This is a genomic window from Ruegeria sp. CH8 (assembly GCF_056536985.1).
In genome coordinates this window covers 40,329-54,260 of record NZ_JBQFQR010000014.1, presented here as the reverse complement: position 1 = coordinate 54,260, position 13,932 = coordinate 40,329, and the positions used below count along the sequence as shown (strand labels likewise).

The window sequence follows — 13,932 nt, the reverse complement described above, 5'->3', positions numbered from 1 at the left end:
TTGAATGGTTCATTGCAAACTGACTAGGTGACAAGATGACCACAATCCTGAGAATTGACGCCAGTGTGCGCCGCACCGACAACCCTGTTGCGGCCTATAACTCCATTTCCCGTGCTTTGGCGGACAGTTTCGTGGAAGAATGGAAAACGGTTGATCCGAACGTCGAAGTTATTGTGCGTGACGTCGGAATGACCCCGCCGGATTTCATTTCCAACGATTGGATCGCGTCCGTCTTTACAGCAGAAGAGGAACGCACTCCTGAACAGAGCGCTTTGGTCAGCTTGTCTGATACGCTGATTGACGAGCTCGACCGCTCCGACATCCTTCTTATTTCGACGCCCATGTACAACTATGGCATGCCCGCAGCCCTGAAGGCTTGGTTTGATCAGATCATCCGGATCAACAAGACATTTACGTTTGATTTGGCGCGCGGCGACTTCCCTCTGGAACCGATCATGTCCGGCAAAACACTGGTGCTACTCACATCGGCTGGTGAATTCGGCTTTGATGAGGGTGGAATTCGCAATGACTCGGGTCACCTTTCCGCGCATATCAGCACATTGCGCAAGTACCTGGGCGCAGAACGCATGTTCGAAGCTGCGGCCGAGTATCAGGAATTTGCCGATGAGCGTCACAAAGCTTCGCTTGCCTCAGCTCAGGCCCAGGCACGTCATATTGCGCGTGAGCTTGCCTAACCGTTAGCAGACCGGCAACTGGAGACGTCTATGGCCACGAATACAATTCCCGGGGACGCTTCACCGGAGCGTTGCTTGCTCGACTGATCAAAAAACCTGACGCGCATTACTTTTTGTGCGTACCAGTCAGTTTCATGGGCGACGTGCAGGCTGATCTGGAAAGCCAAGGCGTTCCCGCCGAGCAGATCCACACCGAAAATTTCGGTTCCGCCATGTGATCTCTATAGACGAAAATCTGCAATCGGAAATTAGAACGAAAGGAGTAACAATATGCGCGGGTCATATGATGTGATCATTATTGGTGGGGGCAATGCAGGGTTCGGTGTTTCCTCCGTGGCACATGAAGCCGGAAAATCCATTGCCTTTATCGAAGCGCGCGATTTTGGCGGGACCTGCCCCAATCGCGGCTGCACGCCAAAAAAAGTTCTTGTGGCAGCTGCCCATGCAATGCACGAGATCGAACAAGCGCCCATCCACGGGATCGAAGTCAGCAAGCCAAAGCTCAATTGGGCGAAACTGATCGAGCGAGAGAAGAGTCTGATTGGTTTCATCCCTGAAGCCATGCAGGGGCTGGCCGAAAAACGCGGGGATGTCTTTCGAGGCACTGCGCGTTTTATCGGGCCGAACGAGGTTGAGGTCGACGGTCAGATTATACATGGCAAGGACATCGTTATCGCAACAGGATCGAAGCCAAGGCCTCTGCCTATCCCCGGCACCGAGCACATGATCACGTCCGACGAAGTTCTGTCCGATGCGACACTGCCGAAAGAAGTTGTCTTCATTGGCGGCGGCGTCATTGCCATGGAGTTCAGTCATGTCTACGCGCGAGCCGGAGTGCAGGTGACAATCCTTGAAGCGTTGCCACAGTTGCTGCCACGTATGGACAGTGACGCCGTATCGGCTCTGCAAGTGGAAACCGAACGCCTGGGCGTAGCGGTCAAAACCGGAGTATCGGTGACGGCAATCAAGAAGACTGCCGACGGGTTGCGCGTTGAATTCGAACATGACGGCAGAAATCAAAGTCTTTTGGCCGAGCGGGTCGTCAACGGCGCAGGCCGCGTCGCCAATATCGACGGGCTTAACCTCGATGCCGCCGGTGTCGAGCATGACGGACTGCGCATTCTGATCGACGATACGATGCGGTCCACCTCCAACTCTTCAGTCTGGGTTGCGGGCGATGCTGTCACTAGCTCCGCTCAACTTTCCCCCATCGCAACGTATGAGGGTCAGATTGTCGGCCACAACATCGTGCGTGGACCAACTAAAAGGCCGGATTACAGCGTGATCCCCAGCGCCGTCTACACCGTTCCGGCGCTCAGCACCGTTGGCCTGAACGAAGCTGAAGCGCGTGAAAAGGGTCTCGATGTTTCAGTTACGGTTTCTGATATGTCCGGGTGGTTTTCCACCAAGACCTACGCGGAAACGGCAGCCTGGTCCAAAGTTTTGGTCGACAAGAGTACCGATCAAGTCCTAGGTGCTCATATTCTGGGCCATCACGGTGACGAACTGATCCATCTCTTTGCCATGGCCATGCGTCACAACATCTCTGCCAGCGATCTCAAGTCCTCGCTATATGCGTTTCCGACATTCGCTGCGGATATGAAATCTTTGATTTAGAGCGGCTTGATACAAGCTGAGCTTTCCCAAAGGAGAGCCGCCATGAACGATAAAGTCTGTCTGATTACAGGTGTCGGTGACGGAACCGGAGCATCGGTTGCCCGCCGGTTTGCACGGGAGGGATACCGTATTGCCTTGCTAGCCCAGAACGCGGTTAAATCGATGTCACCAGCCATGAACGCCCGCGCGTCGATAACCTGAGAGCCGAAGGTATTAGTAACTCTCAATTTTGCGCCTTGGACAAGACGAAACGCTCGGCCCGTTAAGGCCTTCAACATAGTAGCCTCTGCCATCAGAACAGAAAAGCGCCAGTTGTTGGCAGGAGGACTGCATATACGCTTGTGGAGGCGGTAATGAACAGGCGATTGCGTTTCGGCCCGCCAAAGCAAACATTCGAGACCTCTTCTGGGACGAAAATCTTGCCCAGCAGCGTGCCATCCGGGTGGTAACAATGAACGCCGTCCTTCGCGCTCGTCCAGATACGGCCTTGGGTATCGAGCCGAAATCCGTCAAAGACGCCTTCTTCGCATTCAGCAAAGACATCCCCGCCTGAGAGCTTGCCGTCTGCACTAACGGAGAACGCGCGGATATGATGCTCTCCGCTTGCGTAACGCGTGCCACCACTGTCGGCGATATACAGCGTTTGCTCGTCTAGCGAAAATGCAAGTCCATTCGGACAGGCGAAGTCAGTAGTCACTTGTGTGACATCGCCGGTGGCCGGATCGAGACGATAGACATGTTCACCGTTAAGCTCTGGGTCTGCCTGAAACCCTTCGTAGTCAGACTCTATCCCGTAGGCTGGGTCACTGAACCAGATCGTGTCATCTGATCGCACCACAACATCGTTGGGGCTGTTGAACCGCTTTCCCTCGAAATGACTGGCCAGAGTCGTAACCGACCCATCATGCTCAATCCGGGTGACACCGCGCGTCCCATGCTCGCATGCCACGATCCGCCCTTGCCGGTCGAGCGTTGAGCCATTTGTGTAGCATCCGAGGCCTGAGCGGATGTCTCCGACTGCTCCGGTTAGTTCGTCCCAGCGGAGCCGTCGATCATTAGGAATGTCGCTCCAGATCAGGCATCTGAACGCCGGAGAATACACCGGTCCTTCTGTCCATTTGCCACCTGTCCAGATTTGGTCGATCGGCTCATCCAGTTTGATGCTGCGTTTGAATCGATCATCACAGATTTCGTAAGTGTCTGTCTTGGTCATTGGCAATACTGCCTCGGCTTGCTACAAATTACATAGCAACATAAGTCGCTACAGAAAGTACAGCAAGTGACTAAGATACCAATACCAGGTCAGCCTGTCCGTGGTTCAAAAAGCGGCGCGCCCATTATGGCTCTGTTCGACCTGCTAGGACGGCACTGGGCCATGGGAGTCCTTTGGACGCTGAACGAGGCTGGCCCTTGCACCTTCCGAAAGCTACAAGAAGAATGCGAAACAATCTCACCTGCGGTACTAAACACCCGACTGAAAGAGCTCCAAGCGGCGGGATTTGTTCACCGCGTTGCCGAAGGATATGCGTCGACTGATCTGGGAAAACACCTCTATGATCATCTCTGCCCACTCGGAGACTTCAGTAAGGAATGGGCGAAACACTTACACACTCAGGAATAGGAGAGCGGACGTTCAGAATCATAGGTTGAAGGTCCGGTTTGTCCGCTTAGCAGACATTGAACAGTCCTTAGTGTTGACCAGATAGGTCGCTGCATTCGAATGACGCAATTCGCTGTAATCCGGACGCAGGCGAAGCGTTCGACAAGCGTAATTTTGACCCAGGGCAAATTCTAATCGAGGCGGAGTAATCTTCGGTAGACAGTGGCTAGATCTAGTCACCGGAGCCGAACTGTTGCGGTCCTTGGCTTGCTGATCCACTTGTGCGCAAACGAGCTCCGGAGATACAGCAATTATTGGCTTTGCCACGCCTGTTCTCACTCTTGAGCCAGCATTTTCCCTGCGACCCCTGATAGCCTGGCTTCACAAATGTCCACGCTTTACACTTCGGGTTTCGTTGGCAGTCATCTCGGCATTGCGATGAGAGATTGACGTTGTAGCCAGTACCAAGGTCGGACCCCGGCTTGTCGAGATTGACATAGTCCTTCGACATGATGCGAACACCTGAAATGCAGCATTGGTCAGCCTTCAGCGCCGGGACACCGCTCTTGAGCCAGCAGGTGCCGTTGCCGCCGGCCTGACTCGGTCTAACAAATGTGTAGGCGAAGCATTTATCCTGGCTCCCACAAGACGAACTGCACGTCACCCAGTCCTTGACCTTAAAGCTATGAAAATCCTGACCCGGGCGATTGATACCCTGTTCGGGCTGCGACATCTGCGCCAGCGCGGCCGCTGTGAGCCATGACGTTAACAAGGCGGTGATGAAAATCGTTGTCGCAACGGAGCGTGTTCGCGCGACCAGAAGATCAAGCATTTCTCTGCCCTCGGTTGGTAGCGGTCGTTGCAACCTTATGCCTTTTTAGGCGGAAAAGCAAAATCTTGCGTTGATTTAATCTGAGGGTAGCCGTGTTTTCGAACAATAGCCGAGGCACCTCCATCGGTCTTTTGTGTTGACCTAGTAAGTCACCACATCCATGGACAGCAAGGGGCGCTTTGAGCCAAAACATACAGTCATCATACCTTTTAATTGGCTTACCTGGCGCATCTTTGATGCGCGTCTGGCGTGATGCTATTCATATGAGCTAGGAAGACCCGAGGGAGTCATGCGGTCATTCGTAGCTATATCGCTAAGCGATGAGGCAAAAGATGCTCTCACGCTACTGCAACGTGATCTGCCGGCTGGTCGACCGGTATCACCAGACAACATGCATCTAACGCTAGCCTTTCTGGATGATCAGCCAGTGGAGACGTTGGGGGCATTGCATGAGGGGCTTTTGGAACTTACCGCCTCGCCTTTTGAAGTTTCTTTTACGGGGATTAACATTTTTGGACAGGTGATGGCTGTCGATGTTGCGGATTGCCCTGCGCTCACAGCTTTGCATCGAAAAATACAGACCGCCGCACGACGAGCCGGTATCGTGCTGCCCCGTCGGCGCTTCCGTCCGCACGTGACTGTTGCCCGCTTAAAACCAAAGCAACACGTGACAGTTCAGCACTTACATGGTTCCGGCACAATAAACGCTTTGCAAGAAATGCTAGTCACTGGCTTTACCCTTTATCAATCCACCTTGCGCCCTCAGGGCGCGCGGCATGACGTTTTGGAGCATTATACCTTCTAGAGAACGACTACTTTGTGGTCGTTTTGTGAAGCCATAATCAGTGATTTGGTTCCTTAGTCCAGCCACAAACTGGCTTCGAGAAACCACCCCCGAATTCCCTATTTTTCTTAAAGACTTCATCTGCGAATGATTCGCCAAGACCAAACAGGCGAAAGGGTGAGCAGATGCTTTACGCGTCAAAGGAAGCGTTTCTGAAAACGGACGAAGAGCGGGACGAGCGCATCAGGATGTGGCTTGAGATGTTCAACGGCAGCGACAGTGACGAATGGTCGGCGCCAAAGGATTTTTGCATCGATCTTTATAACCTTTGCTACGTATTTGCAGATGTACGCACGCTGCTTGCCAAGAGCCCTGACGTCGTACCAATCAAAAACGAGTTGTTGCTTGGGTTCGCGCTCGCACGACTGAACGTGTTGCGCCACTTCCCCTACCTTCTGAAAGCCGACTTGGTAAATCGTTCGTTCTCGGAACTGGAGACGCTGTTCGATCTCGCTGAAGTTCCAAATAATAGCGACAGCAAAAGGCAAGCATCAGGGCGCACGGACGCACTAGCCGTCACACATTTCTTCCACAACACACTTCACAACTTCTATCTGATGCAGACCCGCGGTTTGATAGACTTTGATCGGCTTCTTGGTCAGTTGCGCCCGCCGCTACCGATTTATGCCCACATACCACCGCCCAAGTACCTGCAGTGAGGGGATTCGTGACATGCCTCAACAGCGAGACTTCCCTCCCCGATTGATACCCGTGTTTGCCAAAGAGCAGACTGCCGCTAAGCTGCTGGGCATGACGGCCAAAGAGTTTCGTGGCCTAGTCGATGCAGGCTCGTTACCGCCTCCTACGAAGCTGGCAGGTGGTCTAGAGCGCTGGAACGTGCCGGACTTGTGCGCAGTCTTGAATGGAGACGCTGCCCGGCCAGAGGATGATATGGAAGCATGACACGCCCGCCTAAACCTCGGATCGCAAAGCCCCGGCTAGTTTAGAAGTGGAACAAGTCGAAAGAGGTTTGGGATCCCTATTTCCGGATCACTTGGACCGAGGGCGGCAAAGCGAAACAACGGGTGATACTGCTTAAATGGAAAGGCGATCCGCAGGAACTGGACCGGCTTTATTGGGCCTGCCAGGCGGGCCGCCATGAACGGCAACAGAAGACCGAGAAATACACGTGGCAATCGCTGGTCGAAGCCTGGCTCACCGATAAGCGCATTCAATCCAAGCTGAGCGACAGCACAATACAGTCATACCGGCGCGCAATGGACGCCCTACTTGTCAAAAACTCCGGCAAGGATGTTCGACGCACGACGCGACAAGGGTTACGCAAGGTGCATGACCAGCTGGCCGCCACGCCACGGCAGGCCGATAAGCGGCTGCAAACCGTAAGCCTGCTTTGGAACTATGCCGCGAACAAACTGGATTGGCCGTTGGGCCCGAACCCAGCCAAGGGGATCGACCATTTTGGGCCGCAACTAGAATTTGAGCCGTGGCCCGAATGGATGGTTGAAAAGCTGCCCGACGCGCCGGTGATCGTGCGCACAGCTGCCGAACTGATCCTTGGCAAAGGGCAGCGCCCCAATGCCGCCATTCGGATGGAACACAAACAGTTCCGGGGCGAGTGGATGGACGTTCTTGACGAAAAGTCTGACGAGTATTTCGAAACCTATTGCCCGCGCGATCTGCGCCACTACGTCGCCGCCCTACCGAAGACCGGCAAACAAGTTTTGGCCAAGAACCTTAGCGAACCGCTCGGATACGACACAGTCGAAAAAGCGTTTCGTGCGGGGCGCAAGGATCTGGGACCCAAAGCCAAACCCTACGTACTGCACGGGCTGCGCAAATTGGCGATTGTCCGACTGGCCGAAGCTGGCTGTACCGACGCCATGATTCAGGCCGTGACAAATCAGAGCGCCGAAATGGACGCGTATTATCGACGCAAGGCCGACCGCCGGCATCTTTCCAAAGCTGCGCAAACCCGTCGAATCTGAGACGAGATCAGAACAAGGCCAGAACGTGAAAGTGTGAGTTAGCAGTGTGAGCAAAGGAAATGCCCTAAAAGAAAAAACAGAGAGCAGGTTCCCCAAACCCTCTGTTTTTACTTTGGTACCCAAGGCCGGACTCGAACCGGCACGGTATCACTACCGGGGGATTTTGAATCCCCTGCGTCTACCATTCCGCCACTTGGGCCACGAACACTGGATTAGCGTCCATGACCGGGAAGGTCCAGAGGCAAAAACCAACCAAAATCCAGTTTGTTTTCACCGCAGCGGTTGACGCCCTACCGGGCCCGTGGTTTGGCTTGCGCAACGTTAGAACAGGATTTTAGCACCGTATGTTGCGATCGCTTTATGACTGGACCATTCGTCTGGCCGAACATCCGCATGCCCTATGGGCGTTGGCTTTTGTGGCCTTTATCGAAAGTTCGGTCTTTCCGATCCCACCGGATGTGCTGATGATTCCGATGATCCTGGCCCGCCCGTCGCGAGCGTGGTTGATTGCAACGGTTGCTTTGGTTGCCTCGGTTCTGGGGGGCTTGTTGGGCTACGCCATCGGCGCCTTCTTTTACGAAAGCATCGGCCAGCCGATACTGGAATCCATGGGCAAGGCGCACGCCATGGAAGAGTTCAACACCCGCTTTAACGATTTCGGTTTCTGGGCCGTGCTGGGGGCCGGTGTCACGCCCTTCCCCTACAAGGTCATCACCATCATGTCCGGCTGGACCGGGATGCCGCTGGGCACCTTCATCGCCACCTCGATCCTGGCCCGCGCTCTACGGTTTTTCCTGGTCGCCGGGTTGCTTTGGAAATTTGGTGAACCGATCCGTGACTTCATTGAAAAACGTTTGGGCCTGATGTTCACTCTGTTCGTCATTCTGCTGTTTGGCGGTTTCTTGGTGGTGAAATACCTATGACACGCAAAAACACTTTGGTCCTGATCGCGAGTTGCGGTTCATTGGCGTTGCTGCTTGGGGCATGGGGCTTTCAGCATCTCGGTGGCATGGCGCCCTGCAAGATGTGTATCTGGCAACGGTATCCGCACGGCGCGGCCATCCTGATCGGCGCTGTGGCTTTGGCGCTGCCGCGCGTAAACCTGCTGCCCCTGCTGGGCGCGCTCGCTGCGCTGACGACCGCAATTATCGGTGTGTACCACGCTGGGGTCGAACAAAAATGGTGGGAAGGCCCCACAAGCTGCACCTCCGGCGATATCGGTGGCCTGTCGACCCAGGAGTTGATGGATCAGATCATGTCCGCACCGCTGGTGCGCTGCGACGACATCCCGTGGCAGATGATGGGCATTTCGATGGCTGGCTGGAACGCCATCCTGTCGGGCGTTCTGGTGCTGGTCTGGATCGCCTCGTGGCGGGCGGGCCGTTAGAACTCGTCCAGTTCCGCATCCCAATAGAGAAAGTCGATCCAGCTGTCATGCAGGTGGTTCGGCGGGAACTTGCGCCCGACATTGCGCAGAGCTTCGGCATCCGGTTGGCGCGGCGGTTTGCGCAGCGTCATCCCCGCCTGCCGCAGCGATTTCGAACCCTTCTTCAGGTTACAGGGACTGCACGCCGCCACCACGTTCTGCCAGCTTGTCACGCCGCCAGCGGCACGCGGCACCACATGGTCAAAGGTCAGATCACCCTTGCTGCCACAGTACTGACACCGGAATTCGTCCCTCAGGAATAAATTAAAGCGCGTGAAGGCCACGCGCTTTCTGGGTTTTACATAGTCTTTTAGAACAACGACCGACGGTATTCGTATCTCGGTACTCGGGCTTCGGACGACCTCGTCGTACTCGGCCACAATGTCTACCCTGTCTAGCCAGGCCGCCTTGATCGCCTCTTGCCACGGCCACAGGGAAAGCGGGTAATAGGACAAGGGGCGATAATCGGCGTTCAAAACCAATGCCGGATGATGCTTGAGCGCACCGGGTTCCCTGACAAATTCGGTCCTGAAGTCTCCATCCATATCAGAATCGCTCCTCGCTCTGCTCTGCCCGTTTTTTGACATCAGAGCGGGGAACACCCGCCCCGGCCTTAACTTAACTATATATCGTGTTAAAACTCTGACAAGCCCTGAGTTTCCACAATATCTCGGGTATTGGGTAAGGCGAATCCGTAACATTTGCGTGACAGTTATCCACAGGTTGCACCGGTGTGGTCTGCGGGCTATGGCGTGGGACATGAGCTGGTTCATCCGATTCAACAAACCCTTTGACGTGCTGCCGCAGTTTACCGACCGCGCCAATGCGGATTCGCCGCGCAGCACTTTGTCAGACTACATCGACCTGCCCGGAGTTTATCCGGCGGGGCGCCTGGACCGGGACAGCGAGGGGTTGATGCTGTTGACCGATAACGGGCGACTGCAAGCTCAGATATCCGACCCCAAGCACAAAATGCCCAAAACCTATTGGGTGCAGGTCGAGGGTCTGCCGGATGCCGCAGCCCTAAAAGCCCTTCGAGACGGGGTTGAGTTGAAAGACGGAAAGACGCGACCCGCCAAGGCCCGGCTGATGGATGAGCCCGAAAACCTGTGGCCGCGCAATCCGCCGATCCGTGAGCGCCAGACAGTACCCGACTGCTGGATCGAACTGACACTGCGGGAAGGGAAGAACCGTCAAGTGCGGCGGATGACGGCAGCTGTGGGCCACCCAACCCTGCGCCTTATCCGCGCCCGGATTGGCGACTGGTCATTGGAGGGGCTGGAATCCGGTCAATGGGACAGCCTGCCCGCCCCGGCCTTGAACTCCGCACCGCAACGCAAACGGGACCGCCGACCGCGCCGGTGACAAAAACCGCGTGTTGTGATAGGTTTAGGGTATGAAGGTCACTCCGGACATACCCTCACCTGCCGGTATTCTCGAAGCTGCGCTTTATGTTGATGATTTGGACGCGGCAGAGCAATTTTACGGCGACGTTCTGGCGTTGGAGAAAATCCAGCGGGTGGCGGACCGGCACGTTTTCTTCCGTGTAGGTGCCTCGGTCCTGTTGCTGTTCAACGCCGAGGAGACCGAGAAACCGCCGAGCAACCCCGACCTTCCAGTTCCACCCCACGGAGCGCGCGGCCCCGGTCACGTCTGCCTTATCCTGACGCGGGCTCAGATCGACGTGATGCGCAAACACCTTTTGGATTGGAACATTCCAGTGGATGCCGAATTCGACTGGCCGGACGGTGCACGCTCGCTTTATGTACGCGACCCGTCCGGCAATTCGGTCGAGTTTGCCGAAGGACATCTTTGGGACTGACAAATCTGACCGTCCCTTATCGGTCAGAAAGCGGTGTTTGCTCGCAGATCAAGCCGTTTCGAGATCCGATCAACCGGTGTACCATTCCGCAGCGGCACGCCATAGGCGACCGAATAGTCCTGAAATCCCATCTTGTCATAGTAACTCAGCCCCTGCCTGTTATCGGCTCTGATCGTTGCGTTGATCGCATTCAAACCCAGCCCAGCGGCGAATTTCGAGGTCTCAGAGAACAGCGCACGCCCCACCCCTTTCAAAAGCGGCTCCCTACGCGCGAATGTGGCGATGTCTGCACAATCCTCGGGCAAAGCGTCGTGAGCTCCCAGCCATTGGAAACCTGCCACTTCGCCCTGATCGTCTAAGGCGACGTGGCAGCAAATGATGTCCGTTCCCTTTAAGTAGCTTTGCGCGAACAATGCCTCCGAAAAGGGGATTTCAAACGCGGTCGTACCCCCGATCTCGATGATATCATTCAGGATGCGGCACGCAGTGCTGACATCTTCGGGCATCATGGGGCGGACAGCGATCATGGCTATAGGCTCAGCTTGTCGCGCATGAACGCCAGTGCGACGCTCAGGCCGTCGGGCGCGATGCCGTGACCAGTGCCCTTCATCACATGCGCGTAGATTTCCTTGAAATCCGCCGCCTGCAGGGCTTCGGCCGCCTCGGGCAAAGATTGCGGCGGCACTACGTCGTCCGCGTCACCGTGCACCAACAGGATCGGCATCCGGCTGACGGTTTCATCGGGCAGCAAATCGGGCTCAAGCAACCGGCCAGAAAACGCGACGATCCCGGCGACCGGGTCTTCGCGACGCGGGGCGACGTGCAAGCTCATCATCGTGCCTTGCGAAAAGCCGAACAGCACAACTTGTTCGGGCAGCACGTCTTCGTCCACCATCAGCGCATCGAGGAAGGCGTTGAAATCATCGGCAGCCATCTCCATACCGCGACGCGCTTCTTCCTCGGAGGAACCGTCGATCCACGGGATCGGGAACCATTGATAACCGTTGGGCATTCCGGGGATCTGTTCGGGCGCGTCGGGGGCGACGAACAGCGTATCCGGCAGGTGTTCCCCCAGCGGATCGGCCAGCCCCAGCAAATCGGCACCATTGGCCCCATAGCCGTGCACGAACACCACGACCGAGCGTGTATCGCCCGAAACCGGCTCTTTTCGGAGCGCATTCAAAACTCGAGTCATCTGATCCCTTCTCGTTCTTTGGCCACCCGGTAATAGGCCCACAACACCCGCGCCGCAACCGACCGCCAGGGCGACCAGGCCTCGGCCATCTGCCGTAGTTCCTTATCGGTCGGGCGTTTGGGCAGGTCATAGAGAATCCGCGCGGCCTCTTGCAGCGCAAGATCACCCGGCGCAATCACATCGGCGCGGCCCAGCGAGAACATTGCATAAATCTCGGCGGTCCAGACGCCAATGCCCGGCACTTCGGTCAATGTGGCGACAACGTCAGCGTTGGGTGCATCACGTAAAGTCTTGTAATCAATGCGCGCTTCGGCCAGCGCGCGAGCATAGCGAATTTTCTGGCGGCTCAGTCCCACGGCCCGCAAGTCGTCATCCGTGGCCCACATGATCTTGCGTGGGCCGGTCAGTTTTGCCTCCTGCAGCCGTTTCCAGATCGCATTGGCCGAGGCCACGCTAACCTGTTGGCTGACAATCGCACTGAGAAGCTGGGCAAACCCGTCCGGACGGCGACGCAAGGGCAATGGCCCGGTTTGGTCCATCGCATAAGCCATGCGCGGACACGTTTCGGCCAGCCACGCCGCCCCTTCCGACACACACTCGTTGGTTTCGATGATACGTCCGACGGACATGCGCGCTCCGGGCTGATGCTCACACGCACGTTAGGCTGCTTTGCCGCATATGCAACCCGCTTGTGCGGCTACGTTTTCGCGGATACCCATGGGCCCATGACACAGACCGCCAACGCCCCGGACAACAGACAGGCCAAACGCAACGTCGCCGTATTGGTGGCGGCACAGGCCGTGCTGGGGTCGCAGATGCCTATGATCTTCATTGTTGGCGGGCTTGCGGGGCAGTCGCTCGCGACTAATCCCTGTCTGGCCACCCTGCCCATTTCGCTGATCGTTCTGGGCTCGATGCTGGCAGCCACGCCGATTTCAGCGATCATGCAGCGCTGGGGTAGACGCACCGGGTTTCTAGTCGGTGCCACGGCCGGTGCTTGCGGCGGTCTTGTTGGTGCGTATGGGCTGTTTCTCGGCTCATTTCCGGTCTTCCTTCTGGGCAGCCTTCTGACCGGCATCTACATGAGCGCGCACGGATTCTACCGCTTTGCCGCCGCTGACACCGCATCGGACGCGTTTCGCCCAAAGGCGATCTCTTATGTCATGGCAGGCGGCCTCGCTGCGGCGATCATCGGGCCGCAGATCGTCAAGCTGACCTCGACTGCCTATGTGATCCCGTTCCTTGGCACGTACATGGCGGTGATTGCGCTGAATGTCTTCGGTTCGGTACTGTTCTTTTTCCTCGACATTCCCACGCCCGAGGCCCCCAAGGCAGACGCACCCCACGGGCGGACCCGTCTGGAAATGCTGAAGACACCGCGCATCGCCGTGGCCATCATCTGCGCTATGGTATCGTACGCGCTGATGAACCTTGTTATGACCTCGACCCCGCTGGCGGTCGTCGGCTGCGGGTTCAGCGCCAATGACGCCGCCGACGTGGTCACCAGCCACGTGCTGGCAATGTACGTGCCCAGCTTTTTCACCGGGCAGCTCATCGCGCGCTTTGGAGTTGAGAGAATCGTAGCCCTCGGCCTTGCCATATTGGCGGGCGCGGGCGTGGTTGCCCTGCAAGGCGTCGAGTTGGGCAATTTCTTTGTCGCCCTGATCCTGTTGGGGATCGGCTGGAACTTTGGCTTTATCGGCGCGACCACGATGCTGGCCGCTTCGCACGACGTGAACGAACGCGGGCGGATGCAGGGCCTGAACGACCTGCTGGTGTTTGGCGGCGTCACGCTTGCGTCGCTGGCATCAGGCGGGTTGATGAACTGCTCGGGCGGTTCGGCAGTCGAGGGCTGGACGGCGGTGAACCTCGCCATGATCCCGCTGCTGACCCTGGCTGGCGGTGCACTGTTGTGGTTGGTCCTGAAACCGTCCGAGGCGGAAACGGTCTAGAAC

At 56.6% G+C, this 13,932-nt stretch carries 19 protein-coding genes and 1 tRNA gene; 13 read left to right on the top strand and 7 right to left on the bottom strand.

Features of this window, described 5'->3' with window-relative positions:
- Positions 1-35 precede the first annotated feature (35 nt).
- From ACR0ER_RS16290 to ACR0ER_RS16280, 3 genes are all read left to right on the top strand, one after another.
- On the top strand, positions 36-695 hold the full coding sequence (locus tag ACR0ER_RS16290; protein ID WP_480769844.1) for an FMN-dependent NADH-azoreductase: 660 nt from the start codon (positions 36-38) through the stop codon (positions 693-695).
- 270 nt (positions 696-965) lie between these two features.
- Positions 966-2,312 (top strand): dihydrolipoyl dehydrogenase family protein, encoded by a 1,347-nt coding sequence (locus ACR0ER_RS16285; protein WP_480769843.1) that lies wholly within the window; start codon positions 966-968, stop codon positions 2,310-2,312.
- 42 nt (positions 2,313-2,354) lie between these two features.
- Entirely contained in the window at positions 2,355-2,513 is a 159-nt protein-coding gene (locus ACR0ER_RS16280) for a hypothetical protein (protein ID WP_480769842.1), read from the top strand.
- Between the two features lie 91 nt (positions 2,514-2,604).
- Here ACR0ER_RS16280 and ACR0ER_RS16275 read toward each other — a convergent pair whose 3' ends face one another.
- The gene (locus ACR0ER_RS16275; protein WP_480769841.1) at positions 2,605-3,525 is read right to left on the bottom strand and encodes an SMP-30/gluconolactonase/LRE family protein; all 921 of its coding nucleotides are present in this window, start codon (positions 3,523-3,525) and stop codon (positions 2,605-2,607) included.
- 126 nt (positions 3,526-3,651) lie between these two features.
- Here ACR0ER_RS16275 and ACR0ER_RS16270 point away from each other — a divergent pair, with 126 nt between their 5' ends.
- On the top strand, positions 3,652-3,933 hold the full coding sequence (locus tag ACR0ER_RS16270; protein WP_480769840.1) for a winged helix-turn-helix transcriptional regulator: 282 nt from the start codon (positions 3,652-3,654) through the stop codon (positions 3,931-3,933).
- 211 nt (positions 3,934-4,144) lie between these two features.
- On the opposite strand, the gene ACR0ER_RS16265 is transcribed toward ACR0ER_RS16270, so the two are convergent.
- Positions 4,145-4,744 (bottom strand): PAN domain-containing protein, encoded by a 600-nt coding sequence (locus ACR0ER_RS16265; protein WP_480769839.1) that lies wholly within the window; start codon positions 4,742-4,744, stop codon positions 4,145-4,147.
- Positions 4,745-5,033: 289 nt separating this feature from the next.
- Between ACR0ER_RS16265 and thpR the strand changes: the two genes are divergently transcribed.
- From thpR to ACR0ER_RS16245, 4 genes are all read left to right on the top strand, one after another.
- Positions 5,034-5,549, top strand: a complete 516-nt coding sequence (gene thpR, locus ACR0ER_RS16260; RefSeq protein ID WP_480769838.1) for an RNA 2',3'-cyclic phosphodiesterase — start codon at positions 5,034-5,036, stop codon at positions 5,547-5,549.
- A 164-nt stretch (positions 5,550-5,713) separates the two neighbouring features.
- On the top strand, positions 5,714-6,247 hold the full coding sequence (locus ACR0ER_RS16255; protein ID WP_480769837.1) for a hypothetical protein: 534 nt from the start codon (positions 5,714-5,716) through the stop codon (positions 6,245-6,247).
- Between the two features lie 13 nt (positions 6,248-6,260).
- Complete coding sequence (locus ACR0ER_RS16250) at positions 6,261-6,491, top strand: hypothetical protein (RefSeq protein ID WP_480769836.1); 231 nt, start codon at positions 6,261-6,263, stop codon at positions 6,489-6,491.
- 122 nt (positions 6,492-6,613) lie between these two features.
- Positions 6,614-7,534 carry a hypothetical protein gene (locus tag ACR0ER_RS16245; RefSeq protein WP_480769835.1) on the top strand — a complete coding sequence of 307 codons (921 nt, stop codon included), beginning with the start codon at positions 6,614-6,616 and terminating at the stop codon, positions 7,532-7,534.
- Positions 7,535-7,647: 113 nt separating this feature from the next.
- On the opposite strand, the gene ACR0ER_RS16240 is transcribed toward ACR0ER_RS16245, so the two are convergent.
- Positions 7,648-7,733, bottom strand: a tRNA-Leu gene (locus ACR0ER_RS16240).
- Between the two features lie 145 nt (positions 7,734-7,878).
- On the opposite strand from ACR0ER_RS16240, the gene ACR0ER_RS16235 reads away from it, so the two are divergent.
- Both ACR0ER_RS16235 and ACR0ER_RS16230 read left to right on the top strand, forming a co-directional pair.
- A complete protein-coding gene (locus ACR0ER_RS16235) occupies positions 7,879-8,457 on the top strand; it encodes a YqaA family protein (protein WP_480769834.1) in 579 nt (192 codons plus the stop codon).
- On the top strand, positions 8,454-8,921 hold the full coding sequence (locus tag ACR0ER_RS16230; RefSeq protein ID WP_480769833.1) for a disulfide bond formation protein B: 468 nt from the start codon (positions 8,454-8,456) through the stop codon (positions 8,919-8,921). Before ACR0ER_RS16235 ends, ACR0ER_RS16230 begins: the two co-directional genes overlap by 4 nt.
- On the opposite strand, the gene ACR0ER_RS16225 is transcribed toward ACR0ER_RS16230, so the two are convergent.
- Positions 8,918-9,505 carry an HNH endonuclease gene (locus tag ACR0ER_RS16225; RefSeq protein WP_170335684.1) on the bottom strand — a complete coding sequence of 196 codons (588 nt, stop codon included), beginning with the start codon at positions 9,503-9,505 and terminating at the stop codon, positions 8,918-8,920. The two genes, ACR0ER_RS16230 and ACR0ER_RS16225, sit on opposite strands and share 4 nt — an antisense overlap.
- Positions 9,506-9,719: 214 nt before the next feature.
- Between ACR0ER_RS16225 and ACR0ER_RS16220 the strand changes: the two genes are divergently transcribed.
- Both ACR0ER_RS16220 and ACR0ER_RS16215 read left to right on the top strand, forming a co-directional pair.
- Positions 9,720-10,325 (top strand): rRNA large subunit pseudouridine synthase E, encoded by a 606-nt coding sequence (locus ACR0ER_RS16220; RefSeq protein WP_480769832.1) that lies wholly within the window; start codon positions 9,720-9,722, stop codon positions 10,323-10,325.
- A gap of 31 nt (positions 10,326-10,356) precedes the next feature.
- Positions 10,357-10,782 carry a VOC family protein gene (locus tag ACR0ER_RS16215; protein ID WP_480769831.1) on the top strand — a complete coding sequence of 142 codons (426 nt, stop codon included), beginning with the start codon at positions 10,357-10,359 and terminating at the stop codon, positions 10,780-10,782.
- A 23-nt stretch (positions 10,783-10,805) separates the two neighbouring features.
- Here the strand turns inward: ACR0ER_RS16215 and ACR0ER_RS16210 are convergent, their stop codons facing one another.
- Genes ACR0ER_RS16210 through ACR0ER_RS16200 form a run of 3 tightly spaced genes read right to left on the bottom strand, consistent with a single transcriptional unit; the run spans position 10,806 to position 12,606 of the window.
- Positions 10,806-11,309: an N-acetyltransferase family protein gene (locus tag ACR0ER_RS16210; protein ID WP_480769830.1), complete on the bottom strand. Its 504-nt coding sequence runs from the start codon at positions 11,307-11,309 to the stop codon at positions 10,806-10,808.
- Positions 11,310-11,311: 2 nt separating this feature from the next.
- Positions 11,312-11,977, bottom strand: a complete 666-nt coding sequence (locus ACR0ER_RS16205; RefSeq protein WP_480769829.1) for an alpha/beta hydrolase — start codon at positions 11,975-11,977, stop codon at positions 11,312-11,314.
- Positions 11,974-12,606 (bottom strand): DNA-3-methyladenine glycosylase family protein, encoded by a 633-nt coding sequence (locus ACR0ER_RS16200; protein WP_480769828.1) that lies wholly within the window; start codon positions 12,604-12,606, stop codon positions 11,974-11,976. Before ACR0ER_RS16200 ends, ACR0ER_RS16205 begins: the two co-directional genes overlap by 4 nt.
- 96 nt (positions 12,607-12,702) lie before the next feature.
- On the opposite strand from ACR0ER_RS16200, the gene ACR0ER_RS16195 reads away from it, so the two are divergent.
- Positions 12,703-13,929 carry an MFS transporter gene (locus tag ACR0ER_RS16195; RefSeq protein WP_480769827.1) on the top strand — a complete coding sequence of 409 codons (1,227 nt, stop codon included), beginning with the start codon at positions 12,703-12,705 and terminating at the stop codon, positions 13,927-13,929.
- Positions 13,930-13,932: the final 3 nt, after the last annotated feature.